The organism is Streptomyces mangrovi (assembly GCF_900114215.1).
Lineage (GTDB): Bacteria > Actinomycetota > Actinomycetes > Streptomycetales > Streptomycetaceae > Streptomyces > Streptomyces barkulensis.
Genome location: NZ_FOSG01000013.1, coordinates 49,060 through 72,591 on the forward strand (window position 1 = coordinate 49,060; position 23,532 = coordinate 72,591).

At 73.2% G+C, this 23,532-nt stretch carries 21 protein-coding genes, 2 tRNA genes and 1 pseudogene; 7 read left to right on the forward strand and 17 right to left on the reverse strand.

Annotation, left to right across the window (positions count from 1 at the left end):
* Positions 1–78: 78 nt before the first annotated feature.
* From pdxS to pgsA, 5 genes are all read right to left on the reverse strand, one after another.
* Positions 79–1,008 carry a pyridoxal 5'-phosphate synthase lyase subunit PdxS gene (gene pdxS, locus BM237_RS18465; protein WP_093850808.1) on the reverse strand — a complete coding sequence of 310 codons (930 nt, stop codon included), beginning with the start codon at positions 1,006–1,008 and terminating at the stop codon, positions 79–81.
* Positions 1,009–1,284: 276 nt separating this feature from the next.
* Positions 1,285–1,845, reverse strand: coding sequence for a LemA family protein (locus BM237_RS18470; protein ID WP_093850809.1), 561 nt, complete (start codon positions 1,843–1,845; stop codon positions 1,285–1,287).
* 21 nt (positions 1,846–1,866) lie between these two features.
* Positions 1,867–3,039, reverse strand: a complete 1,173-nt coding sequence (locus BM237_RS18475; RefSeq protein WP_093850901.1) for a glycosyltransferase family 4 protein — start codon at positions 3,037–3,039, stop codon at positions 1,867–1,869.
* The gene (locus BM237_RS18480; RefSeq protein ID WP_093850810.1) at positions 3,036–4,004 is read right to left on the reverse strand and encodes a phosphatidylinositol mannoside acyltransferase; all 969 of its coding nucleotides are present in this window, start codon (positions 4,002–4,004) and stop codon (positions 3,036–3,038) included. Before BM237_RS18480 ends, BM237_RS18475 begins: the two co-directional genes overlap by 4 nt.
* The gene (gene pgsA, locus BM237_RS18485; protein ID WP_093850811.1) at positions 4,001–4,732 is read right to left on the reverse strand and encodes a phosphatidylinositol phosphate synthase; all 732 of its coding nucleotides are present in this window, start codon (positions 4,730–4,732) and stop codon (positions 4,001–4,003) included. The genes BM237_RS18480 and pgsA overlap by 4 nt, the downstream gene beginning before the upstream one ends.
* 316 nt (positions 4,733–5,048) lie before the next feature.
* Here pgsA and BM237_RS18490 point away from each other — a divergent pair, with 316 nt between their 5' ends.
* Together BM237_RS18490 and BM237_RS18495 are read left to right on the forward strand one after the other, a co-directional pair.
* Positions 5,049–7,271, forward strand: coding sequence for an elongation factor G-like protein EF-G2 (locus BM237_RS18490; RefSeq protein WP_093850812.1), 2,223 nt, complete (start codon positions 5,049–5,051; stop codon positions 7,269–7,271).
* Positions 7,272–7,408: 137 nt separating this feature from the next.
* Positions 7,409–9,076, forward strand: a complete 1,668-nt coding sequence (locus tag BM237_RS18495) for an AbeC-like domain-containing protein (RefSeq protein WP_093850813.1) — start codon at positions 7,409–7,411, stop codon at positions 9,074–9,076.
* Between the two features lie 39 nt (positions 9,077–9,115).
* Here BM237_RS18495 and BM237_RS18500 read toward each other — a convergent pair whose 3' ends face one another.
* Both BM237_RS18500 and thrS read right to left on the reverse strand, forming a co-directional pair.
* Positions 9,116–9,679 (reverse strand): HIT family protein, encoded by a 564-nt coding sequence (locus tag BM237_RS18500; RefSeq protein ID WP_093850814.1) that lies wholly within the window; start codon positions 9,677–9,679, stop codon positions 9,116–9,118.
* A gap of 100 nt (positions 9,680–9,779) precedes the next feature.
* Positions 9,780–11,759, reverse strand: a complete 1,980-nt coding sequence (gene thrS, locus BM237_RS18505; protein WP_093850815.1) for a threonine--tRNA ligase — start codon at positions 11,757–11,759, stop codon at positions 9,780–9,782.
* A gap of 251 nt (positions 11,760–12,010) precedes the next feature.
* Between thrS and BM237_RS18510 the strand changes: the two genes are divergently transcribed.
* Positions 12,011–12,736: an exonuclease domain-containing protein gene (locus BM237_RS18510; protein WP_093850816.1), complete on the forward strand. Its 726-nt coding sequence runs from the start codon at positions 12,011–12,013 to the stop codon at positions 12,734–12,736.
* A gap of 91 nt (positions 12,737–12,827) precedes the next feature.
* On the opposite strand, the gene BM237_RS18515 is transcribed toward BM237_RS18510, so the two are convergent.
* Positions 12,828–12,899, reverse strand: a tRNA-Val gene (locus BM237_RS18515).
* A gap of 226 nt (positions 12,900–13,125) precedes the next feature.
* Here BM237_RS18515 and BM237_RS28775 point away from each other — a divergent pair.
* Positions 13,126–15,714 carry an SCO7613 C-terminal domain-containing membrane protein gene (locus tag BM237_RS28775; RefSeq protein WP_139238128.1) on the forward strand — a complete coding sequence of 863 codons (2,589 nt, stop codon included), beginning with the start codon at positions 13,126–13,128 and terminating at the stop codon, positions 15,712–15,714.
* Between the two features lie 78 nt (positions 15,715–15,792).
* On the opposite strand, the pseudogene BM237_RS30035 reads toward BM237_RS28775, so the two are convergent.
* The 7 genes and pseudogenes from BM237_RS30035 to BM237_RS18555 form a co-directional block, all read right to left on the reverse strand.
* Positions 15,793–16,002: pseudogene (locus BM237_RS30035) on the reverse strand (exo-rhamnogalacturonan lyase family protein); the annotation flags it as partial.
* 89 nt (positions 16,003–16,091) lie between these two features.
* Positions 16,092–16,796 carry a hypothetical protein gene (locus tag BM237_RS18530; RefSeq protein ID WP_245793736.1) on the reverse strand — a complete coding sequence of 235 codons (705 nt, stop codon included), beginning with the start codon at positions 16,794–16,796 and terminating at the stop codon, positions 16,092–16,094.
* Complete coding sequence (locus BM237_RS18535) at positions 16,793–17,692, reverse strand: carbohydrate ABC transporter permease (protein ID WP_093850817.1); 900 nt, start codon at positions 17,690–17,692, stop codon at positions 16,793–16,795. Before BM237_RS18535 ends, BM237_RS18530 begins: the two co-directional genes overlap by 4 nt.
* On the reverse strand, positions 17,689–18,696 hold the full coding sequence (locus tag BM237_RS18540) for a carbohydrate ABC transporter permease (RefSeq protein ID WP_093850818.1): 1,008 nt from the start codon (positions 18,694–18,696) through the stop codon (positions 17,689–17,691). Before BM237_RS18540 ends, BM237_RS18535 begins: the two co-directional genes overlap by 4 nt.
* Before the next feature lie 20 nt (positions 18,697–18,716).
* On the reverse strand, positions 18,717–19,988 hold the full coding sequence (locus BM237_RS18545) for an ABC transporter substrate-binding protein (RefSeq protein ID WP_093850819.1): 1,272 nt from the start codon (positions 19,986–19,988) through the stop codon (positions 18,717–18,719).
* Between the two features lie 210 nt (positions 19,989–20,198).
* A tRNA-Val gene (locus tag BM237_RS18550) sits at positions 20,199–20,270 on the reverse strand.
* A gap of 76 nt (positions 20,271–20,346) precedes the next feature.
* The gene (locus BM237_RS18555) at positions 20,347–20,811 is read right to left on the reverse strand and encodes a TIGR02611 family protein (protein WP_093850820.1); all 465 of its coding nucleotides are present in this window, start codon (positions 20,809–20,811) and stop codon (positions 20,347–20,349) included.
* 121 nt (positions 20,812–20,932) lie between these two features.
* On the opposite strand from BM237_RS18555, the gene BM237_RS18560 reads away from it, so the two are divergent.
* Together BM237_RS18560 and BM237_RS18565 are read left to right on the forward strand one after the other, a co-directional pair.
* Positions 20,933–21,346, forward strand: coding sequence for an SsgA family sporulation/cell division regulator (locus tag BM237_RS18560; protein WP_003959770.1), 414 nt, complete (start codon positions 20,933–20,935; stop codon positions 21,344–21,346).
* Between the two features lie 192 nt (positions 21,347–21,538).
* Positions 21,539–22,099 carry a CGNR zinc finger domain-containing protein gene (locus tag BM237_RS18565; RefSeq protein ID WP_093850821.1) on the forward strand — a complete coding sequence of 187 codons (561 nt, stop codon included), beginning with the start codon at positions 21,539–21,541 and terminating at the stop codon, positions 22,097–22,099.
* 19 nt (positions 22,100–22,118) lie between these two features.
* On the opposite strand, the gene BM237_RS18570 is transcribed toward BM237_RS18565, so the two are convergent.
* Both BM237_RS18570 and BM237_RS18575 read right to left on the reverse strand, forming a co-directional pair.
* Complete coding sequence (locus tag BM237_RS18570; protein WP_093850822.1) at positions 22,119–22,328, reverse strand: hypothetical protein; 210 nt, start codon at positions 22,326–22,328, stop codon at positions 22,119–22,121.
* Positions 22,329–22,402: 74 nt separating this feature from the next.
* A complete protein-coding gene (locus BM237_RS18575; protein ID WP_093850823.1) occupies positions 22,403–22,882 on the reverse strand; it encodes a hypothetical protein in 480 nt (159 codons plus the stop codon).
* A gap of 142 nt (positions 22,883–23,024) precedes the next feature.
* On the opposite strand from BM237_RS18575, the gene BM237_RS18580 reads away from it, so the two are divergent.
* On the forward strand, positions 23,025–23,528 hold the full coding sequence (locus BM237_RS18580; protein WP_093850824.1) for a DsbA family protein: 504 nt from the start codon (positions 23,025–23,027) through the stop codon (positions 23,526–23,528).
* Positions 23,529–23,532 lie beyond the last annotated feature (4 nt).

Here is a 23,532-nt window from a genome sequence, read left to right on the forward strand (position 1 = left end):
GGGGGCGGCCCGCGGTCCGCGGTCCGCGGGCCGCCCGGCGCGGTGGGCGCGCTGAGGGGGCGTGGTGCGCCCCGCGGGTCACCAGCCGCGGCCGGCGAACCTCTCGGCCTCGGTCAGGGTGTCGCAGTTGATGCCGACCATGGCCTCTCCCAGACCGCGGGAGGCGTCCGCGACGACCTTGGGGTCGTCGTAGAAGGTGGTGGCCTTCACGATGGCGGCGGCGCGCTTGACCGGGTCGCCGGACTTGAAGATGCCCGAGCCGACGAAGACGCCCTCGGCACCGAGCTGGCGCATCAGCGCGGCGTCGGCCGGGGTGGCCACACCGCCGGCGGAGAACAGCACGACCGGCAGCTTGCCCAGCTCGGCGACCTCGCGGACCAGCTCGTAGGGGGCGCGCAGCTCCTTGGCGGCGGCGTACAGCTCGTTGTTGTCGTAGCCGCGCAGACGGGCGATCTCGTTCTTGATCTGGCGCAGGTGGCGGACGGCCTCGACGACGTTGCCGGTGCCGGCCTCGCCCTTGGAGCGGATCATGGCCGCGCCCTCGGCGATCCGGCGCAGGGCCTCGCCCAGGTTGGTGGCACCGCAGACGAAGGGCGTGGTGAAGGCCCACTTGTCGCTGTGGTTGACCTCGTCGGCCGGGGTGAGGACCTCGGACTCGTCGATGTAGTCCACGCCGAGCGCCTGGAGCACCTGGGCCTCGACGAAGTGGCCGATGCGGGACTTGGCCATCACCGGGATGGAGACGGCGTCGATGATCCCCTCGATCATGTCCGGGTCGGACATGCGGGCCACGCCGCCGTCCTTGCGGATGTCGGCGGGCACCCTCTCCAGGGCCATGACCGCGACGGCGCCGGCGTCCTCGGCGATCTTCGCCTGCTCCGGCGTGACCACGTCCATGATCACCCCGCCCTTGAGCTGCTCGGCCATGCCGCGCTTGACGCGCGCGGTGCCGGTCTCGGGGGTCGGTGCGGAGGCGGTCTCGGGCGTGCTGGAAGGCGTGGTGGACAAGGTGTGACCTCACTCGGCGACGGTGACAGTGGTTGGGACGGGCCGGACGGGCCGGACGGGCCGGGACCGGCCGGGACGATGAACGGCGGCGGACGGCACCGGCCGTAGAACGGCCCGGACTGCCGGCGCGAACGGGCGCGGCAGCCGTACGGTGAACCCATCGTAGGCCAGTTCGATTCCCCGGCGGTCCCGCCGCCCGGTCCAGTTCACGGTGATCCCTGCTACAGGACCCGATGAAACGGGACAACCGGCCCCCGTGAAAGGGCCAATCGGAAGTCAGTGGCCTTCCCCCAGCGAGCCCGTCCGGTCCGCCAGAACCGCCGGCGGCTCGTCGTCCATCTCGAAGGCCAGCGGAAAGGGGGCGTGCCCGGCCAACCGGAACCAGCGCACCTTGCGATGGCGGCGCAGCGCGCGGGCGGCCCGCACCGCGTCGTTGTGGAAACGCCGCGCCATCGGCACCCGGCGCACCGCGGCGGCCAGCTCCTCGGCGGTCGCCTCGCCCCCGGGCGCCGCCCGTACCGCCTCCAGTTGCGCGCCATCGGCGAACACCGCGCGCAGGGCCTGGCTGAGCTCGCTCTCGGCGACCTCCCGCTGCTCCTCCTCGGCCTGCCGGGCGTCGTGGGCGGCCTGGTACAGGACGATGGAGGCGGCCGGGTCCAGCACCCCCGCGGTGGCCAGTTCCTGCGCGACGGAGGCACGCCGCAGCAACTGCGCGTCCAGGGCGGCGCGGGCCGCGTCGATCCGGGCGTGCAGCCGGTCCAGGCGTCCGGCGGTCCAGCTCAGGTAGACGGCGACGAGCAGCAGCGCCGCCGCGATCCAGACGATCGTGGTGGTCACGGTCGGAAGGTTCCCCTCGGTTCAGTCGCGGGCCAGGCCCAGCCGGGCCCGCAGCCCCACCCGCTCGTCCGGCGCGACCGAGGCGGCGCCGTCGGTGACGGTCTCGTAGACGGACAGGACGTCCGCTCCGACGGTGGACCAGTCGAAGCGGCGTACATGGCGGCCGCCGCGCTCGCGCAGCGCCGCGCGGCGGCGCGGGTCGCCCAGCAGGCGCACCGCGGTGGCGGCCAGCGCGCCGGCGTCCTCGTTGGCGTACAGCTCGCCGGCCTCTCCCCCGTCCAGCACCTGGGCGAAGGCGTCCAGATCGCTGGCGAGCACCGGGGCCCCGGCCGACATCGCCTCCACCAGGATGATGCCGAAGGACTCGCCGCCGGTGTTGGGGGCGATGTACAGGTCCACACTGCGCAGCAGCCGCGCCTTGTCCTCGTCGCTGACCATGCCCAGGAACTCCACGCGGTCGCGCAGCTCACGCGGCAGGCCGGCGACGGCCTCCTCCTCGTCGCCGCGCCCGGCCACCAGCAGGCGGGTGCCGGGGCGCTCGGCGATGATGCGCGGCAGCGCTCTCATCAGCACCGGCAGGCCCTTGCGGGGCTCGTCGATGCGCCCGATGAAGCCGATGGTGTTCCCGCCGTCGCGGCCCTGCCACTCGGCCTTGGGCTCGGCGTCCGCGAAGAAACCCACGTCCACGCCGTTGGGGATGACGACCGCGTCCCCGCCCAGGTGCTCGACCAGGGTGCGGCGGGCGTACTCGCTGACTGCGATCCGCGCGCTGATCTTCTCCAGCGCGGGCTGCAGGATCGGATAGGCGGCGATCATCGCCCGTGAGCGCGGGTTGGAGGTGTGGAAGGTGGCCACGATCGGCCCCTGCGCCGCCCAGCAGGCGAGCAGGGAGAGCGAGGGCGTGGCGGGCTCGTGGATGTGCAGCACGTCGAAGGCGCCCTCGTGCACCCAGCGGCGCACCCTCGCAGCCGACAGGAAGCCGAAGTTCAGCCGGGCGACCGAGCCGTTGTACGGGACGGGGACGGCCCGCCCGGCCGGCACGACGTACGGCGGCAGAGGGGTCTCCTCCTCGGCCGGGGCGAGGACGGACACCTCGTGCCCGAGGCCGGTGAGGTGCTGGGCCAGGTCCCGGATGTGGAACTGGACGCCACCGGGGACGTCCCAGGAGTAGGGGCAGACGATGCCGATCCTCACCGCTTCCCCGCCTCCCCGCCGGCCGGACCGGGGCCGGCGGGCCCCGGTTCCGTCCCGGCTCCGGTCTCCGTCCCGGTCCGCGGTGCGAGATCCGCCGACCACAGTCTCTGCAGCATGTGCCAGTCCTCGGGGTGCTCGGCGATGCCCGCCGCGAAGCCGTCCGCCACCGCCTGGGTCATGGCGGCGGCCTTCTCCTTGCGGGTGCCTTCGGCGGGCGCCTGGACCGGCGGCAGGACGCGTCCCTTCATCACGGGCGTCTCGTCGAACCACAGGTACGCCGGCAGCAGTACGGCCCCGGTCTGCATCGCCAGCATGGCGGGGCCGGCGGGCATCCGGGCGGGCTCCCCGAAGAAGTCGACCTCGACTCCGGAGGAGGACAGGTCCCGGTCGGCCACCAGTGCCACCAGCCCGCCCGCGCGCAGCCGCCGGGCCAGGGTGCCGAAGGCCGCGCCGCCGGTGTGCGGCAGCACCTCCATGCCCAGGCCCTCGCGGTAGGCGACGAAGCGGTCGTACAGGGTTTCGGGCCTGAGACGCTCGGCGACGGTGGTGAACGGGATGCCCAGGCCGGTGGTGAGGTAGGCGCCGGCCAGGTCCCAGTTGCCCATGTGCGGCAGCGCCAGGATCACGCCGCGGCCGGAGCCGAGCGTGTCGGTGAGCCGGTGCAGGTCGGTGACCTCGACCCCGCCGCGGATGCGCGCCGCGTCCCACACCGGCAGCCGGAAGGACTCCATCCAGTAGCGCAGGTACGAGCGCATGCCCGCCCGGGACAGCTCGGCCAGCCGCTCGGGGCCCGCACCGGGGACCACCCGGGCGTAGTTGGCCTCCAGGCGCAGCACCCCCTGGCCCCGGCGCCGCCAGGCGGCGTCGGCGATGGTGCGGCCCAGGGCCGCGGCCGCGGGTTCGGGGAGGCGCTTGACCGCGCCCCAGCCCAGCCCGTACAGGGTGTCGGTCATCCGTTCCCTCATGAGCCGCCGCCTCCCTGCTCGGTCGCGGCGGCCCCGTCGCGCCCCGGCCCCGCGGCCTTCCTCCCGGCGGAGGCGGCGCCTCCCCCGGCCCGGCCGGCGTCGGCCTCGGCGGCCTCCCGCCGGACCGTCACCATCCGCTGCAGGATCGTCACCAGGCTGCCCACGGCCACCACCCACAGGGCGACGGGCAGCAGGATCCCGATGTAGGGGACGCCGAAAGTGGTCTCGAAGCCGGCGAGCCCGGCGCACACCAGGGTGATCACCAGCCGCTCGGCGCGCTCGACCAGGCCGTTGACGTTCACCGGCAGGCCGATGCTCTCGCCGCGTGCCTTGGTGTACGACACGACCTGGCCACTGGCCAGACAGAAGATGGCCACCGCGCACAGCACCGGGTCGCCGCCCCCGCCCGCGTACCACAGCGCGATGCCGCCGAAGACGGCCGCGTCGGCGACGCGGTCGAGGGTGGAGTCGAGAAAGGCGCCCCAGCGGCTGGAGCGGCCCGACTGCCGCGCCATGGTGCCGTCGACCAGGTCGGAGAAGACGAACAGGGTGATGACGACGGTGCCCCAGAAGAACTCGCCGCGGGGGAAGAAGGCCAGCGCCCCCGCCATGACTCCACCGGTGCCGATGAGCGTGACCGTGTCGGGGCTGACCCCCAGCCGGAGGAGCAGAGCGGCGAACGGTGTGAGAACACGCGTGAAGAACGCACGCGCGTACTTGTTCAGCATGGCCTTCCCGGAGGTCGAGGTGGGCCGGCGGCCGGGGGGCCGTCGGCGCGCCCATCGTAGCCAGCCGCCCCCGGAGCGCCGCCGGTGCGTCACGGCGCCCGCGACCGCGGCCGCGCGAGGGTGGGCGAAGGCTCCGCTTCCGCCCCCATGGTCAGGTTTCTTCGGTGGAGATCATGTTTATCCCGAGTACTCCCGATGGCGGCGAATGCCACGTATGGACGGACTCCGGTAGCGGTGGAAAGCTCGAAGGAGCACCTGTGGTGCGATCCGGCACACGACCATCCGACCCAGCCGCGCGGACCGGGAGGCGGAGGACATGGGCGACAGGACGAGTACGCACACCGGAGCCGCGGGAAGGGCGCCGGTGGCCGACCGGCCCGGCTCCATACGGAACGTGGTGCTGGTCGGCCACAGCGGCGCGGGGAAGACGACACTGGTCGAGGCGCTCGCCCAGACCTCGGGCGCGCTGCTCCGGGCGGGCAGGGTCGAGGACGGCACCACCGTCTCCGACCACGACGGGATCGAGCACCGGCAACAGCGCTCGGTCCAGCTCTCCCTGGTCCCCGTGGAGTGGGACGGCGTCAAGGTCAATCTCCTGGACACCCCCGGCTACGCCGACTTCACCGGGGAGCTGCGGGCCGGTCTGCGGGCGGCGGACGCGGCCCTCTTCGTCGTCTCGGCCGCCGACGGCGTGGACGGGGCGACCCGGCTGGTGTGGGAGGAGTGCGCCGGGGTCGGGATGCCGCGCGCCATCGTCGTCACCCACCTGGAGGCCCCGCGCGCCGACTTCGAGGAGATGACCGACGTCTGCCGGCGAGTCTTCGGCGGCGACGACCCCGACGCCGTGCTCCCGCTGTACCTGCCCCTGCACGGGGATCCGCCGGAAGGGCGGCCCGACGGGCACGCGCCGGTCGCCGGGCTGGTCGGGCTGCTGTCGCAGCGGATCTGCGACTACTCCGTCGGCGAGCGCGCCGAGCGCGACCCGGATCCCGAGCACCTCCCGCTGATCGCCGGCGCCCGCGCCCGGCTGATCGAGGGCATCATCGCCGAGAGCGAGGACGAGACCCTGATGGACCGCTACCTCGGCGGAGCGGACGTCGAGGTGGAGACGCTGGTGCGGGACCTGGAGAAGGCCGTCGCCCGCGGGGTGTTCCACCCCGTCCTGGCCGCGGCCCCCGCCGCGGAGGGAGCCCGGCAGGGCCTGGGCACGGTGGAGCTGCTGGAGCTGGTCACCCGCGGCTTCCCCACCCCCGGGGAACGCGAGGTCCCCCCGGTCACCGCCCCCGACGGCCGGCCCCGGCCCCCGCTGGAGTGCGACCCCGACGGCCCGCTGGCCGCCGAGGTGATCAGGACCTCCTCCGACCCCTACGTCGGGCGGATGTCCCTGGTGCGGGTCTTCTCCGGCACCCTGCGCCCGGACGTACCCGTGCACGTGTGCGGCCACGGCCTGACCGACCGCGAGGGCGCCCCCACCGGGCAGCCCCATGACGCGGACGAACGCGTCGGCGCCCTGACCAGCCCCTTCGGCGGACAGCAGCGCCATCTGCCGAAGGCCGTGGCGGGCGATCTGGCCTGTGTCGCCAAACTCTCCCGCGCCGAGACCGGCGACACCCTGTCGGACAGGGGCGACCCGCTGGTGATGGAGCCGTGGGTGATGCCCGACCCGCTACTGCCGGTGGCCGTCGAGGCGCACGCCAGGAGCGACGAGGACAGGCTCTCCCAGGGGCTGGCCCGGCTGACCGCCGAGGATCCCACCCTGCGCCTGGAGCAGAACCCCGACACCCGTCAGCTGGTGCTGTGGTGCATGGGCGAGGCCCACCGGGACGTGGCGCTGGAGCGGCTGCGCACCCGCTACGGCGTCCGGGTCGACGCCGTGGCCCACCGGGTCGCCCTGCGCGAGACCTTCGCCGAGCGGGCCGCCGCGCGCGGCCGGCACGTCAAGCAGTCCGGCGGCCACGGCCAGTACGCCGTCTGCGAGATCACCGTGGAGCCGCTGCCGGCCGGCTCGGGCGTCGAGTTCGCCGACGAGGTGGTGGGAGGCGCGGTGCCGCGCCAGTTCATCCCTTCGGTGGAGAAGGGCGTGCGGGCCCAGGCCGCGCGCGGGGTGGCCACCGGTCACCCGCTGGTGGACGTACGCGTCACCCTCGTCGACGGCAAGGCGCACTCGGTGGACTCCTCCGACGCCGCCTTCCAGACGGCGGGCGCCCTGGCCCTGCGCGAGGCCGCCGCCGGCGCGCGGATCCATCTGCTGGAGCCGGTCGACGAGGTGCGGGTGACGGTCGCCGACGAGTACGTGGGCGCGGTGATGAGCGATCTGTCGGGGCGGCGCGGCCGGGTGGTGGGCACCGAACAGGTCCCCGGCGGCAGCACCCTGGTGCGCGCGGAGGTCCCCCAGTCGGAGATCGGCCGCTACGCGGTGGACCTGCGCTCCCTCTCGCACGGCACGGGCCGCTTCTCCCGCTCCTTCCTCCGGCACGAACCGGTGCCGCGCCAGGTGGCAGAGCGGATCCGCGGGGAGGCCGAAAGCCGCGTGGCGTGACCCCCCGGTGACGGTACGCTGAACGCCGCGGCGTCGGGCGCGGCACGGACGGGCACCAACAGGTGTGCGGCGGGCCGTGGTTGGGAACGGTCGGTACGAGCCTGACGTCGGACGGCGCGAGCGGAGTGGGGGCACCATTGGCGGGCTTCGATGACGTCGAGGGCGGCGCGTACGACTTCAGTCCCGGCGCGCAGGTCCCCTTGACCGGCGCGGGCGGCGGGCAGACCGCCCCCACCCAGGCGCTGGCCTCGGCCGCCTACCGCGACGGCCCGGTGACGGACCTGCTCGCGGCGAACGACGCCGCCAAGGTCTCCGCGCCCCGCTTCTCGCTGTTCGAGCCGAACCTGGGCGAGGCCTTCTCCCGCGCGGTCCAGTCGCGGATGCTCGGCGGTGCGCGCAAGGCGATGATCCAGTCCTTCGGCTGCGAGCCGCAGGTCGTGGTCGAGCACTGCCTGGCGGCCAACCGCATCCGCCGGGAGCGCGACGCCCGGCTGACGGCGGTGATGGTGCTCTTCGGGGTGCTCTTCCTGCCCGGTGTCCTGCTCTGGCTCGGGGGCTTCCAGCTGCGCCGGACGCTGGCGGGCGCGCAGGACCGCCGGGCCGGTGCGCTGGGCATGGGCGTACTCGTCGCGCTCGGCGTGCTGGTGGGGGTCTTCGTGCTGAGGCTGCCGTTCACCGGTTTCTGGGCGATCTACCTGCGCGTGATGCTGGTCGCCCCGGTCGTGGGCTGGCTGCTGGCCAAGCAGATCTGCGAGCGCTACGCCAAGGACCTGCGCTCCCGCTGGGAGGGCCTGCTGTCGGGCGGCGGCATCGGCGCCAAGATCCCCGAGGCGGTGCCGCACGCCCCCGGCGACGCGGGCGCGGAGAGCATAAGGCTGAATCTGGCCAAGCTGGCGGCCGAGCAGCGCAGCAACGTGGTCTTCTACGCCGGTCCCAAGGGGATACTCGGCATGGGCCCCCGCTGGGGCAGCTGGCAGCTGGCCGAGGAGCTGGTGCCGGCCTCCCCCGGAACCGAGATCAACCCCTTCCGCAGCTGGGACGTGGCGCGCGCGATCCACGACCAGCTGCGGATGCTGGAGCGCACCCCGCTGCACACCGGCGGTTTCCCCAAGCCCTCCGTACGGCACTGGGTGGTCGTCCCGGTCGGGGAGGGCGCCTCGGGTGTCTCCCGGCCCGACGGCCAGAACGTCGAGGCGTACAGCGTCAAGGAGTTCGAGGTCCAGCGGATCTGCAACGAGCAGCAGTTCGGCAGCGGAAACCGCCACTACCTCGGCGTCCAGTTCGTGCTGTGGGACGGCCAGCTCGTGCTCAACCTGCTGATCAGCGTCACCGTGCTGCACCACACCCTGCGCATCGAGGTCACCGGCCACGCGCTCGGCCCGGTCAACTCGGTGTTCTTCTCCAAGCCGTCACCGAGGAAGAAGACGGTCTCCAAGACCGTCCGGTTCTGGGAGACCAAGGACATCGAGCTGCCGCTGATCCAGCCCAGCGAGGTGGTGCGGCTGGCGGTGCGCGCCCCGCTGACGTGGTTCCCGCCGGTGCTGGACTTCCTGGGCGGCAAGCTGAGCCTTCCCGAGCCCTTCGGGCTGCGGCACGTGTGGGCCGACAAGCCCTGGCGCCACCGCTTCATGGCCGACGACGCCCTGCGCGCGGCCACCCCGGTGCTGCGGGTGGTGCACGCGGCGGCCCTGAAGGTGCTGAAGGAGAACAACGTGGACATCGAGAAGTTCGGCGCCCGTTCCCTGAACCTCAGCGGCCAGGTGCAGTCGGCCGAGCCGGGCAACGCCGACGTGTACAACGTCTGATCCGCCCGCGCCCCCGAGGGGCGCGGGCGGCGCCCGGGCTCAGGCCCCGGCGGGCCACTTCTCGGCCAGCATGCGCCGGGTGTCGGCCAGCAGCTGCGGCAGCACCTTGGTGTGGCCCACCACCGGCATGAAGTTGGTGTCGCCTCCCCAGCGCGGCACGATGTGCTGGTGGAGGTGGGCGGCGATCCCGGCGCCCGCGACCTCGCCCTGGTTCATGCCGATGTTGAACCCCTGCGCCCCGGAGGCCGCGCGCAGCGCCTTCATGGCCCGCTTGGTGTAGTCGCCCAGTTCCACCGTCTCCTGATCGGTGAGGTCGGTGTAGTCGGCGACGTGCCGGAAGGGCACCACCATCAAGTGGCCGCCGTTGTACGGGTAGAGGTTGAGCACCGCGTACACCAGCTCGCCGCGGGCGATCACCAGCCCGTCCTCGTCGGACTTGGCCGGGATCGTGCAGAACGGGCAGCCGTCACCGGCGCCCGGGCCGCTCGGCTTGTTCTCCCCCTGGATGTAGGCCATCCGGTGGGGCGTCCACAGGCGCTGGAAGGCGTCCGGCGACCCCACTCCGATCTGCTGCTCCGGCTCGCTGCTCATGCGGGCCAGCATAGGACTTCACCGGTCCGCGGCGGGCCGGTGGGGCCGGGCGACGGCGCAGGGCGTGCTTCCGGGGCGGCGTCGCCCCGGAAGCACGCCCTGCGTGCGGTGCTCAGACCTGGACGCGGTCCTCGACGGCCCTGACGATCTCCGCGATCGCCTCGTCGAGCGGCACACCGTTCTTCTGCGAGCCGTCGCGGTAGCGGAAGCTGACCGCGCCCGCCGCCATGTCGTCGTCGCCGGCGATGACCATGAACGGCACCTTGCTCTTCTGCGCGTTCCTGATCTTCTTCTGCATCCGGTCCGAGGAGGAGTCCACCTCCACCCGCAGCCCCTTCGCCTTCGCCCGGGCCGCGAACTCCTCCAGGTAGGGCACATGGGTGTCGCCGATCGGGATGCCGACCGCCTGGACCGGGGCCAGCCAGGCCGGGAAGGCGCCCGCGTAGTGCTCCAGCAGCACGGCGAAGAAGCGCTCGATGGAGCCGAACAGCGCGCGGTGGATCATCACCGGCCGCTGCCGGGAGCCGTCGGGGGCGGTGTACTCCAGGTCGAAGAGCTCGGGGAGGTTGAAGTCGACCTGGATGGTCGACATCTGCCAGGTCCGGCCGATGGCGTCACGTGCCTGCACCGAGATCTTCGGCCCGTAGAAGGCGGCGCCGCCCGGGTCCATGACCAGATCCAGGCCCTGCTTCCCGGCGGCCCGGCGCAGAATCTCGGTGGCCTCCTCCCAGTTCTCGTCCGTCCCGACGAACTTCTCCGGGTCCTTGGTGGACAGCTCCAGGTAGAAGTCCTCCAGACCGTAGTCGCGCAGCAGGTTCAGCACGAAGGTCAGCAGCGAGTCGAGCTCGTCCGCCATCTGCTCCCTGGTGCAGTAGATGTGCGCGTCGTCCTGGGTGAAGCCCCGCGCCCGGGTCAGGCCGTGGACGACGCCCGACTTCTCGTAGCGGTACACGGTGCCGAACTCGAACAGCCGTAGCGGCAGTTCGCGGTAGGAGCGCCCCCGCGCGTCGAAGATCAGGTTGTGCATGGGGCAGTTCATGGGCTTGAGGTAGTAGTCCACGCCCTCGTCGAGCTGCATGGGCGGGTACATGCCGTCGGCGTACCAGTCCAGGTGGCCCGACTTCTCGAACAGCTTCCCCTTGGTGGCGTGCGGGGTGTAGACGAACTCGTAGCCCGCCTCCTCGTGCCGCCTGCGCGAGTAGTCCTCCATGGTGCGGCGGATAATGCCGCCCCTGGGGTGGAAGACGGCCAGGCCGGAGCCGATCTCCTCGGGGATGGAGAACAGGTCCAGTTCCGCGCCGAGCCTGCGGTGGTCGCGCTTCTCTGCCTCGGCCAGGAACTCCAGGTACGCCTTCAGCTCGTCCTTGGACGGCCAGGCGGTGCCGTAGATCCGCTGGAGCTGCGGGTTCTTCTCACTGCCCCGCCAGTACGCGGCGGCCGACCGCATCAGCCTGAACGCCGGGATGGTGCGGGTGGTGGGCAGGTGCGGACCGCGGCACAGGTCCTTCCAGCACAGCTCGCCGGTCTTGGCGTCGAGGTTGTCGTAGATGGTCAGCTCGCCCGCGCCGACCTCGGCCGACGCGCCCTCGGCGGCCTCGGCCGCGTTGCCCTTGAGCCCGATCAGCTCCAGCTTGTACGGCTCGCCGGCCAGCTCCTCGCGGGCCGCCTCGTCGTCGGTCACACGACGGGAGAAGCGCTGGCCGCGCTTGACGATCTCCTGCATCCGCTTCTCGATGCGCTTCAGATCGTCCGGGGTGAACGGCTCGGCGACGTCGAAGTCGTAGTAGAAGCCGTCCTTGATCGGCGGGCCGATGCCGAGCTTGGCCTCGGGGAAGAGGTCCTGCACGGCCTGGGCCATGACGTGTGCGGTGGAGTGCCGCAGGATGTTCAGCCCGTCCTCGGAGGAGATCTCCACGGGCTCGACCTCGTCGCCGTCGGCGACGGCGTACGCCAGGTCCCTCAGCTGCCCGCCGATGCGGGCGGCGACGATCGAGCGGTCGCCGGCGAAGAGATCGGCGGCCGTGGTGCCCGTGGTCACCACGCGCTCTTCCCGCTCGGAATCGCGTTGGATGATCACACGGACGTCCGTCACCGGTCTCTCCTGACTGCTGTCGTCTCGGGTCTCCCCGTCTCGGGATCCGCCCGAGGCGCGGACGATCGCCGCGCACCGTGAATCGTACCGAGCCGGACGCCCCCGCCGCGAAACGGTTGCGGCACGGTCCAGGGGCGCCGGGGTTGGCCGCGAGCGGGGTGAGGTATCAAGACGGGCGACGGGCGTACGCGCCGCCGTGTGCGCCCGCCCACCGGGACGGTCCCGGTCTCGACACGGAGGGGAAGCAGAGCATGACGGTGTGGTACGAGGGACCGCTCGCCGCATTCGACACCGAGACCACGGGGGTGGACCCGGAGCGGGACCGGATCGTCTCGGCCGCGCTGGTGGTACAGGACGCGCCGGGGGCCGAGGTGCGCGCCGTGCGCTGGCTGGTGGATCCGGGGGTGCCGGTGCCCGAGGGGGCGGCGGCGGTGCACGGTCTGACCGGGGAGCATCTGCGCGAGCACGGCCGCCGCCCGGCGGACGTGGTCGGGGAGATCGCGGCGGCCCTGGCGGAGCGCGCTTCCGAGGGGATGCCGCTGGTGGTGATGAACGCGCCGTTCGATCTGACGCTGCTGGACCGGGAGCTGCGGCGGCACGGCGGCGCCTCGCTGACCGATGCCGTCGCCTCGCCCGCGCTGTGCGTGCTGGACCCGCGGGTGCTGGACAAGCATCTGGACCGCTACCGCAAGGGCCGCCGCACCCTGGCCGCGCTGTGCGAGCACTACGGCGTGGAACTGGCCGAGGCCCATGACGCGGCCGCCGACGCCGCCGCGGCGCTCGAGGTCGTGCGGGAGGTGGGGCGCCGCCACGCGCGGCGGCTGTCCTCGCTGTCCCCGGCCGAGCTGCACACCCTGCAGTCGGTCTGGCACGCGGCCCAGGCGCGCGGGCTGCAGGCGTGGTTCGCCCGCAACGGTTCCGACGAGACGGTCGATCCGGCGTGGCCGCTACGGACGGAGGTCCCGGCCGCCGTCTGAGAACGGCCGGGGGCTGTCGGGGGCGGGCCGGGAACACGGGCGCGAAACGCGGGAGGCCGGTTCCGTCGGACGGAACCGGCCTCCCGGGCGGTGGGCGATACTGGGTTCGAACCAGTGACCTCTTCGGTGTGAACGAAGCGCTCTCCCACTGAGCTAATCGCCCCTGTGTGCCCTGCGGCACGACGAGAACCATACAGGGATCGCGGGTGTTCATCCAAACTCCTTCCCGCTCCCTCCCACCGGACGGTCTCACCCACCCGCGGCCACCGCCGGGGGTGCCACCCGGCCCACCGCGTCCCCCTCCCTCCACACCGGGCCCGGTGGTACTCATGCGGCCCTGAGTACCACCGCGCATGCCCGCCCGCCCTCGTACACGCCACACTCCGCTCATGCCGAACCTCCCGCCGCCCGCCTACTGCCCCGGCTGTTCCCTGCCGCTCGCTCCCGGTGCTCCGGGGGCCGTCTGCCCACGGTGCGCGCTGCCGCTCACCGGTCCGGTGCCGCAGCGGGTGCTGGAGATCGACGCGGAGCTGTGGCGGCTGGAGGCCCGGCGCACCGGACTGCTCGCCACGCGCCAGGAGTTGCTGGCCGGGCTGCGCGCTTCCGGTTCCGGGAGCGGTGGCCGGGCGGATGCCGCTTCGGTCGGCTCGTCCACCCCGATCGCCCCGGCCGCACCGCCGGCCGCACCGCCGGCCGCGCGGAACGTGCTGCTGGCCCTCGGCGGGGCGCTGCTGGCGGTCGCGGTGACCGCCTTCACGCTGGTGAGCTGGGGCACGCTGGGTATCGGGGGGCGCTCCGCGGTACTGGGCGCGCTGACGCTGCTGGCGCTCGGCGTGCCCGCACCACTGCTCCGCCGCAAACTGACCGCGACGGCCGAGGCGGTGGCGTCGCTGGGGCTGGTCCTACTGCTGCTCGACGCCTACGCACTGCACCGGGTGGCGCTGCCGGAGGCCGGCGGCGCCGGCTACGCGGCGGTGGCGGCGGCGGTGACCGCCGCGCTCTGGGCGGGCTACGGGGCGGCGCTGCCGCGGCTGCGCGGCCCGCTGCCCGTCGCCCTGTGCCTGGCCCAACTCCCGCTGCCACTGTGGGTTTTGAGCGCGGACGGCGGCCCGTACGCGCTCTCCTGGGCGCTGCTGGCCACGGCGGCCGGTGACACGGCGGTGGCGCTGTGGTGTGCCGGGCGGCGCGCCGGGCGCGGACGGCGGGCGCCGGCGGTGACGGCACTCGTCGCGGGCTGTGCGCTGGGGGCTCCGGGGCTGCTGACCTCCGCCGTACTGGCCCTGAGGGCCGCGGGTTGGGCCGAGTCGGCGCACGCCGCGGCGCTGCTCGCGGCGGCCGCGGCGGTGCTGCTGTACGCGGCCCGCCGTCTCGCCCGCGGCGCCGCCCGCGCGGACGCGGCGGCCCCCGCGGCGGTGGCACCGGCCGCCGTGGTGCCGGCGGCGGTGGCGGGGCTGGCCGTGCTGGTGGCGGGCGGCGGCGCACTGTGGAGGGTGGGGGCGCTACCGGAGCCGGGGTGGCCGGTGCTGGGCTTCCTGCTGTGCGCGCTGGCGCTGGGGGCGGCCCCGGTGGGGGAACGGTCCGTGGCGGCGGGGCTGCGGCTGGCGGCCGCAGCGGTGTGCGCCGGCGCGGCGCTGTGGGCGCTGCCCGCCGTGGCACGGCTGGTGCTGGGGCCGTTGGGCTGGGTGTTCAGGGTGTGGGACGGTGCGCCGCGGGGCGCCCGGGCCGCGGTCGCTCCGGGGCTGGGCTGGCCGTACGGGATGGCGCTGCCGGTGGTGCTGGGCACGCTGGCGGTGGCGGCGGCCGCGGTGGGCCGGGGCCTGGGGGCGGGGGCGCGGATGCCGCGGGAGTGGCGCGTACGGGCTTGTGGGGGCGCGCTGGCGGTGGCGGGCGCGGCGGCGGCCGTGCTGCCGGTGGTGCTGGACCTGCCCTACCGGGTGGCCGTGGTGCTGCTGGTGGCACTGGTGGTGCTGCTGCTGGCGGTCCCGGTGAGCCCGCCCCTGGCGGGTACGGCCGGGGCGGCTCCTGTGACCGCGCTGGTGGCGGCGGTGGCGGCGGCCGTGGCGGTGAGTGGCTGGTCCCTGGCCGAACCGGCGATGACGGTGGCCGTCCTGGGCGCGCTGGCCGCCGCCTTCGCCGGTGCCGCGGTGGTCGCGCGTGCCGACGCGGCGGTGGGTCCGGTGGCGGCCGTGGCGGCGGTGGTGTGGTCGGGCGCGTTCGCGGCCGCCCTGCCCCTGGCCCTGGACGTACCGCCGCACCGGACGGCGTTCGCGGTGCTGGGCGTCGCGGTCGCCACGGTGCCCCTGGCGGCCCGGCTGCGGGCGTGTCCGGCCGGGGTGCCGGTGGAGTGCGCCGGGTACGCCGTCGCCGCCGCGGCCGTCGTGCTGACGGTCGCGGAGCCCGTCGCGCTCTCCCTGGCCCTGGCCCTGTGCGGGGTGGCCGCGGGGGGCGTGGCGCTGCGCGCGGAGCGCCGGCCGGTCGCGGCGTACGCGGGGGGCGCGCTGCTGGTGCTGGCCTGGTGGGTGCGGCTGGGGAGCTGGGAGGTGACCTCGCCGGAGGCGTACACCCTGCCGGTCACCGTCCCCGTGCTGGCCATCGGCCATCTGCACCGGATCCGTCCGGAGGTCTCCTCCTGGGCGGCGTACGGCCCCGGGCTGGCGACGACCCTGGTGCCGAGCCTGGCGGCGGTCTGGGTGGACGCGCACTGGCCGCGCCCGCTGCTGCTGGGCGCCGCCGCGCTGGCCCTGACCGTGCTGGGCGCACGGTCGCGGCTGAAGGCTCCGCTGCTGATGGGCGGGGGCACCGCCGCGCTGGTCGCCGTGCACGAACTGGCCCCCCATGTCGTCCAGGTGGCCGGGCTCCTGCCCCGCTGGGTGCCGCCGGCCGCCGCGGGCGTGCTGCTCCTGCTCGTCGGCGCGACCTACGAGCGGCGGCTGCGGGAGGCCCGGCGGCTGCGCCGCGCGGTGGGCCGGATGCGCTGACCGGCGCGCCGTACCGGGACGGGAAGGCCGGGAGGGGCGGACGGGAGCCTGGACCGTCCGCCCCGGTCCGGTACGGCCTCACTCGGGGAGGAGATCCCCGATCAGGGCGAGGTTCTGGATGGCGGCCAGGCCGTACAGGGCGGTGGTGTTGGTGTCCACCCAGGCGGCCCCGCTGCCCTCGACCAGGGCCATGGGCCCGCTGCTCCTCTCCGTCCTCCACGGGGAGGACTCGCTGTACCCCCAGGCGTCCTTGGTGAAGAACTCGCGCCAGGCGCGGGTGCCGTACCTGTCCCGCTCGCCCCTATGTCAGGGGCATGACAGACAGGGGTCGCGACCGCCGGCGGTGGTACCGCGGCGGCCGGACCGGAAAGGCGCGGTCAGGTGCGGCCGTACCGGCGCTCGGCGGCGACCGCGCAGGCGGCCAGGCAGCCGAGCGCCGGGGCGGCCAGGGGCGGCAGCATCCAGGCGGCGACGACGACCACGGCCAGTCCCCCGGCCAGCAGCAGCGAGCCGCCCGGTTCGGTGCGCAGGGTGCGCCGGGCCGCCGCCCGGCCGGTACGGGCCCAGTCGTCGCCGGGCCGCCAGGCGGCGGCGGTGCGCAGCCCGGCCACCACCACGGCCACCGCGGCCACCGCCGCGGTGGCGCCGACCGCGGCCACCGCGGGGCCACCGGGCAGCAGCCCGGAGGAGACCACCCGCAGATCGAAGGCGAGCAGCGCCAGGGCGGCCCACCACAGCAGCGAGAACCGCCAGCCAGCCCGTACGGCGGCCGCCCACTCGGCGGCGAACTCCCGCCATCCGGCCTGCTCGGCGTCCAGGTGGCGCCGCAGATGCCCGCAGGCGGCGGCGAACGCGGGCAGCGCCGTCACCAGCGCGAGCGCGGCGAGCAGCAGCCACACCCCGGCCAGCAGGCACTCGGCGAAGAGCGCGAACCGGGCGGCGAGGGGCCTCCGGTCCGTGCCGGCGGCGGTGTCCGTGGCGGTGTCCGGAGAGGCGCCCCTGGCGGTGTCCGGAGAGATGTCCGGAGGGGCGTCCGGGGGGACGTTCGCAAAAGCCCGCGCCGCGGCGTTCGTCCCGCTCATCCCTTGAGCCCCGAGGTGGCCGCGCCCTCGACGAGGTAGCGCTGGAAGGCGAGGAAGAACAGCAGCACCGGCAGCAGGGCCGCGACCGACATGGCGATCATGCCTCCGTAGTCGGCGAGGCTGTCCTGGTCCATGAACATCTTCAGGCCGAGCGAGACGGTGTACTTGTCGGGCTCGTTGAGGTAGATCAGCGGCCCGAGGAAGTCGTTCCAGGCCCAGATGAAGCTGAAGATGGCACTGGTGATCAGCGCCGGGCGGCACAGCGGCAGCACGATCGTCCAGTAGATCCGCCAGTGGCCGCAGCCGTCGATGCGGGCCGCCTCGTCCAGTTCCCTGGGGAGGTTGCGCATGAACTGCACCATCAGGAAGACGAAGAAGGCGTCCACCGCGAGGAACTTGCCCAGCAGCAGCGGCACATAGGTGTTGACCAGTTCCATCTTCTGGAACAGCACGTACTGCGGCACCAGCAGCACGTGGACCGGCAGCAGCAGAGTGCCGATCATCAGCGCGAACAGCACGTTGCGGCCCGCGAAGCGGATCCGGGCGAAGGCGTACGCGGCCAGGGAGCAGGAGATCAGTACACCGGCCACCGACCCCAGCGCGACCAGCAGCGAGTTCACGAAGAACGTCTCGATGCCGATGCCCGCGATCCCGTCGGCGAGCCGCTCGTAGTTGTCGGTGATCGGGTCGGTGGGCAGCAGTTCCAGGCTGCCCACGATCTCGTCGCCCGGTTTGAGGGAGCCTCCCAGCACCCAGACGACCGGGTAGAGCACCACGGCCAGGAGGGCCAGTGCCCCCAGGTGCCACAGGACCGACCGCGCCCTGCGGCGCGCCGAGGCGTTGGCCCCGCCGCGCGAGGGGCGGGCGGGACGGACGGTACCGGTGGGCGCGCTCATCGGCCCCCCTCCTCGTAGTGCACCCAGCGGCGCTGGGACCAGAACAGCACGGCGGTCACCACGGCGATCCCGGCGAGCAGCATCCAGGCCATCGCGGAGGCGTAGCCCATGCGCAGGTTGGAGAAGCCCTGCTCGTACAGGTACCAGGTGTAGACGAGCAGCGAGTCGCCGGGGCCGCCCGCGCGCCCGCCGGGTCCGGCGATCACGAGCGCGGAGGTGAAGATCTGGAAGGAGTGGATGATCTCCAGCAGCAGGTTGAAGAAGAGCACCGGGGAGATCATCGGCAGGGTGATGGAGCGAAACCGCCGCCAGGCGCCGGCGCCGTCCACCTCCGCCGCCTCGTACAGCTCGCGCGGCACCTGCTTGAGACCGGCCAGGAAGATCACCATCGGCGCGCCGAACTGCCAGGCCGACAGGGCGATCAGGGTGGGTATCGACCAGTCCGGGTCGCCGACCCAGCCGCCGCCGTCCCAGCCGAACAGGCTCAGGGAGCGGTCGACGACCGCGTCGTCCTGGAACAGTGCTCGCCAGACGATGCCGATGCTCACGCTCGCCCCGATCAGCGAGGGGGCGTAGAACGCCGAGCGGTAGAAGCCCTGCCCCTTGCGGGGCCGGACCAGCAGCATCGCCACGCCGAGCGCGACCGCGAGCTTGAGCGGGGTGGCGACCAGCACGAACACGGCCGTGACCCGCACCGACGTCCACCAGCGGCCGTCGGAGAACATCTCGGAGAAGTTCTCCAGGCCCACCCAGCGGGGCGAGTCGAAGAGGTTGTAGTCGGTGAAGGCCAGATAGAGGGAGACGAGCATCGGCCCCAGCGTCAGCAGCAGGATGCCGACGCACCACGGGGAGAGGAACAGGTAGCCGGCCAGGGTCTCCCGGCGGGCCCGCCGCCGCGCGGTGGCGGCGGGCCGGGAGGCGGGGGCGGAGGGATCGGGGCGGCGGGGGTTCCCCGCCGCCCGCTCCTCCTCCGTCCCGGCCGGTGCGGGGGTTTCGGTACGCATCACGGGACGTTCTCCTCGGATCAGGAGCCGAGGGCGGTCTTGGCCTCGTCGAAGAACTGGGACACCGCTTCGTCGACGGACACGGAGCCCTGCGCCATCGAGCGGTAGATGCTCAGGAAGGCGGCCTCGACGGTGTCGGTCCCGGCCGGGTGGGGCGTGATCGGCTCCAGGTAGTCGGTGACGCTCTGCTCGTACTCGGCGATCTTGGCGTCGGGCCCCTCGGGCTCGTAGGCCTCGAACTGCGCGTTGGTCGGCAGCACCCCGCGGTTGTAGCCCATGATCTTCCCGACCTCGGGGTCGTTGACCATGAAGTCGATGAACTTGGCGACCTCCTCCGGGTGCTCGGTCCGGGCGGAGGCGCTGAGCATCAGCGAGGAGAGGTACTGCGCGGTGCGCTCGCCGTCCATGGTCGGAATCGGCGCCAGGGCGAGTTCCCTGTCCGTCTCGGAGGCGTAGCGCGCCAGGAAGTTGTCCCAGGTGAACTCGGCGGCCGACAGACCGGCGCTGACCTCGGACTTGGGCAGGACCTGTGCGGCCTGCTTGGCCGGGACGAGCAGCCCGTCGTCGAGCTTGGCGCGGTGGTCGCCCCACCACTTCCTCAGGTCGGCCTCGGTGAAGCCGAGCCCGTCCTCGGTGAAGAACGCCTTGTCCTGCTGGCGCAGGTAGAGGTCGTACAGGTACATCACGCCGCCGTTGCTGCTGGCGCCCCAGAACTCCTCTCCGGGCTCGCTGATCTTCTTGACGGCCGCGTCGAAGTCCTTCCACGTCCAGCCGTGCTCGGGGGTGACACCGGCCTCCTCGAACGCCTTGACGTCGTAGACGAGGGTGAAGGTGTTTGCTCCCACCGGCACGCCCAGCAGCTTCCCGTCGATCTCGCCGGCCCTGCCGAGCCCCTGGCGGAAGTCGTCCAGGTTCAGATTGCCCGCCTTCACCTGGGCGTTGAGGTCCAGCAGCAGGTTCTTCCGGCCGTACTTGCGCAGGAAGGCATAGGAGTTCTGGAAGACGTCCGGCGGATTGCCGCCCGCGGCCTGGGTGTTGAACTTCGTCCAGAAGTCGCCGTACTCCTGGAAGTCGGTCTTGACCTCGATGCCGGGATTCTCCTTCTCGAACAGGTCTATGGTCCTGTTGATCAGGTCGGCCCGGTCCTGCGCACCCCACCAGGAGTAGCGGATGGTCACCTTGCCGTCCGCACCCGTGTCGCCGCCGCCGCATCCGGAGGCGAGCAGCCCCAGCGCGGCCAGGCCGGCCCCCATGGCCCGCAGACCCGTGACCCTGCTCCGTCGAGAACTCATCGAAACGCCCCTCCCGGGCGGGTTCGTCCCGCCACCCCGGTTACTTGAAACGTTTTAGGCAAGCGCTTGCCGGGCCAACTTAGGGACGTGCGGCAGAGGCGTCAACGGTTCGGACGGAATTCACCGCCGGGCATCCGGAGCGTGTGCGGGCGGACACGAAGAGGCCGGGGTCCCGGCAGGCTCCGAGCCTGCCGGGACCCCGGCCTTCGGTGGGCGATACTGGGATCGAACCAGTGACCTCTTCGGTGTGAACGAAGCGCTCTCCCGCTGAGCTAATCGCCCGGGTGCGGCGACAACATTACCGCATGTCAGCGACTGCTCGTGACCCCCTCGCGCACCCGGGAGGGACCTCGCCGGCTCAGCCCGCGACGTCCCACGGCATCGCCAGCCCATACCGGGCCAGATACAGACCCACCAGGACCGCGGCGACGGTCGCACCGAGCGCCGTGAGTGTCATGTTGCGGCGCCGCACCTTCGGGTCGAGCGCGCGCCTGGCCGCCTCGGACACCTTCCGCCGTGTCCACCGCAGGACGATCTGGGCCCAGACGAACTCCGTCGCCCAGACCGCCAGCCCCGTGAAGATCACCAGCCAGCCCGGCCCCGGCAGCGCCAGCATCAGCACTCCGGCGAACACGATGGCGAGCCCGACCAGGAAGACCCCCACCTGCCAGCTCAGATGGAGCGCCCGGGACGCCTTGATGAAGCGCGGCGCCCGTGAACCGAGGGCCCGTTCCTTACTCTCGGTTTCCACCCGCCCCAGATTACCCGAGGCCTCCACCCCGTTCGCCCGAACAGACCACCGGCCAAATCCCCATTCCTCCATCTGAATGATGTGAAGGGAAACAAAAGGGGCAGAGGGGTTTACACCCCTCCTGTAGGTGGCATGTCGATTTCGCCGACGTGCGAATCCCCGAGCGCACACTGAGCGAAAGGCCCTGGCGCTTATGAACACCACGGTCAGCTGCGAGCTGCACCTGCGCCTCGTTGTATCGAGCGAGTCCTCCCTGCCTGTACCCGCGGGCCTGCGGTATGACACGGCCGACCCCTACGCCGTGCACGCCACCTTCCACACCGGCGCCGAGGAGACCGTCGAGTGGGTCTTCGCCCGCGACCTCCTCGCCGAAGGCCTGCACCGTCCCACAGGCACCGGCGACGTCCGTGTCTGGCCGTCCCGCAGCCACGGTCAGGGCGTCGTCTGCATCGCTCTCAGCTCGCCGGAGGGCGAGGCGCTGCTGGAGGCCCCCGCGCGGGCCCTGGAATCCTTCCTCAAGCGAACGGACGCCGCCGTCCCCCCCGGCACCGAGCACCGGCACTTCGACCTCGACACCGAGCTCTCCCACATCCTCGCGGAGAGCTGACAGACGCCGGCACCCCGCTGCCGTCCGACTCGGGGCGACGGCTCGGGGCCCGGCCCTCACCACCCAGCGACGGCGACGCCGCCGCCACGTACCACCGTGGCGGCGGCGTCGCCGTTTCCGGGAGGGGCTAGAGTCTCACCGCAGCAAGGCCCGCAGGGCTGCCGACGAGAAACCGGCCAGGGAGCGACGACCGTGCTGATCAACCACGACACCCGGTGCGCTCTCGACGCCGTTGTCGACCTCCTGAACACCGCGCCCGACGAACACACCCCCGACACGCTCACCGACACCGGCGCGCTGCGCGCCTTCGTGGAACGCAACGCCGTCAGCGACGTGGGCGCCCTGGACGACACGGACCTGGCCGCCGTACGGGACGTGCGCGATCAGTTCGGGCGGGTCTTCGAGGCCTTTGACGCACACCGCGCGGCCGAGCTGGTGAACACGCTGGTGGCCGCCGCCGGCACCACGCCCCGGCTCACCGACCACGACGGCTACGACTGGCACATCCACTACTTCGCCCCGGGCGCCTCCCTCGCCGACCACCTCGCCGCGGACGGCGGCATGGCGCTGGCCTTCCTGGTCGTCGCCGGGGAACGCGAACGGCTGCGCCGCTGCGCCGCCCCCGACTGCCGCCGCGCCTTCGTCGACCTGTCCCGCAACCGCTCGCGCCGGTACTGCGACAGCCGCACCTGCGGCAACCGTCTGCACGTGGCCGCCTACCGGGCGCGGCAGCGTGAGGCCTCCGGGAACTGACCGGCCCGACAGGCGGCGGTCAGAGCAGGAAAAGGTCGTGCACCGCCGCCAGGAGGACCAGCGCGCCGATGACGGCCAGGAAGAGCATCAGCGGCGGCTGGGACAGGGCGAACAGGCAGCCGCGGGGCTCGGGCAGTTCGGCGGGGAGGCCGCCCGGGAGGACGCCGGAGCCCTCCTCGCGCGGGGGGCCGGGAGCACGGTCCTCGGGTGTTTCGGTGGTGTCGCGCATCTCGCCGCGATGATGGCGCAGGCCGGAGCGCCGCGCGGTTCAACACACCATCGTGCGGGCACGGTTCACCGGATTCAGATGCCGTGTTTCCTCAGAATCGCTTCGATGTCCGAGAAGTCGTCCGCGTCGGTCGCCCCCGCCGCGGGCCGCTCCTCACGGCCCCCGCCTCCCCTGGTGCCCTCGCCGCCGAGGGCCGGCCGGGAGGCACCGGACTCCGCCGCGCGGCGCGCGCCGCGCCCGGTTCCGGTACCGCCCTCGCGGGCACGCGTACGCCTCCCGGCGGCGCGGCCCACCACATAGAGGACGAAGGCCGCGGCGAGCACCCCGAAGCCGGTCCAGACCGTGGGCTTGAACACCAGGTCCGAGGCCCAGGCCGCCACCGCCCCTCCGATCTCGCCGAACATTCCCAGCAGGCCGGACATCGCCAGCCCGACGGGCACCAGGGACAGGGCCGCTATGCGGGTGGCCGCGGCGAAGCGGCGGCGGTAGGCCGTCAGGAAGGCGACGGCCAGTCCCGCCGCGGAGAGCGCCGCGCAGACGGTCGTGGTCAGCATGTATCCATCGTGCCGCTCCTCACCCCGGATGTGCCACGTTCCGCCCCGCGATCTCGGGGGGATTTCCGGGCCCTCTCCTCCTCAGGGCCACCTCGCGCACCTCCCGCTCTCCTCCCGGAGCCGGGCTGGGAGACTTGTCCGCATGAACGACACCCGCCCCACCCGCCCCGTCCTGGACGTCTGGTGCGAGCTGCAGTGCCCGGACTGCGACCGGGCCATGGCCGACCTGCGCGCGCTGCGCGAGCGGTACGGCGACGCACTGGAGATCCGGCTGCGCCACTTCCCTCTGGACAAGCACCGCCACTCCTACGCCGCCGCCCAGGCCGCCGAGGAGGCGTACGCGCAGGGCCGCGGCGACGAGTACGCCGGGGCGGTCCTGGCCCGTGCCGGGGAGCTGGGGAAGCGTGGCGAGGAACTGCTGCTGGAGGTGGCCCGGGAGCTGGGCCTGGACGCCGAGGAGATGGACACCGCCCTGATCGACGGGCGGCATCTGCTGATCGTCGACGCCGACCAGGCCGAGGGCCGGGCGATCGGGGTCACCGGCACCCCGACCTATGTGATCGGCGGTGAGCGGCTGGACGGCGGGAAGAGCCAGGAGGGCCTGCGCGAGCGGATCGAGGAGATCGCCGACCGGCTGCTGGCCTGAGCCG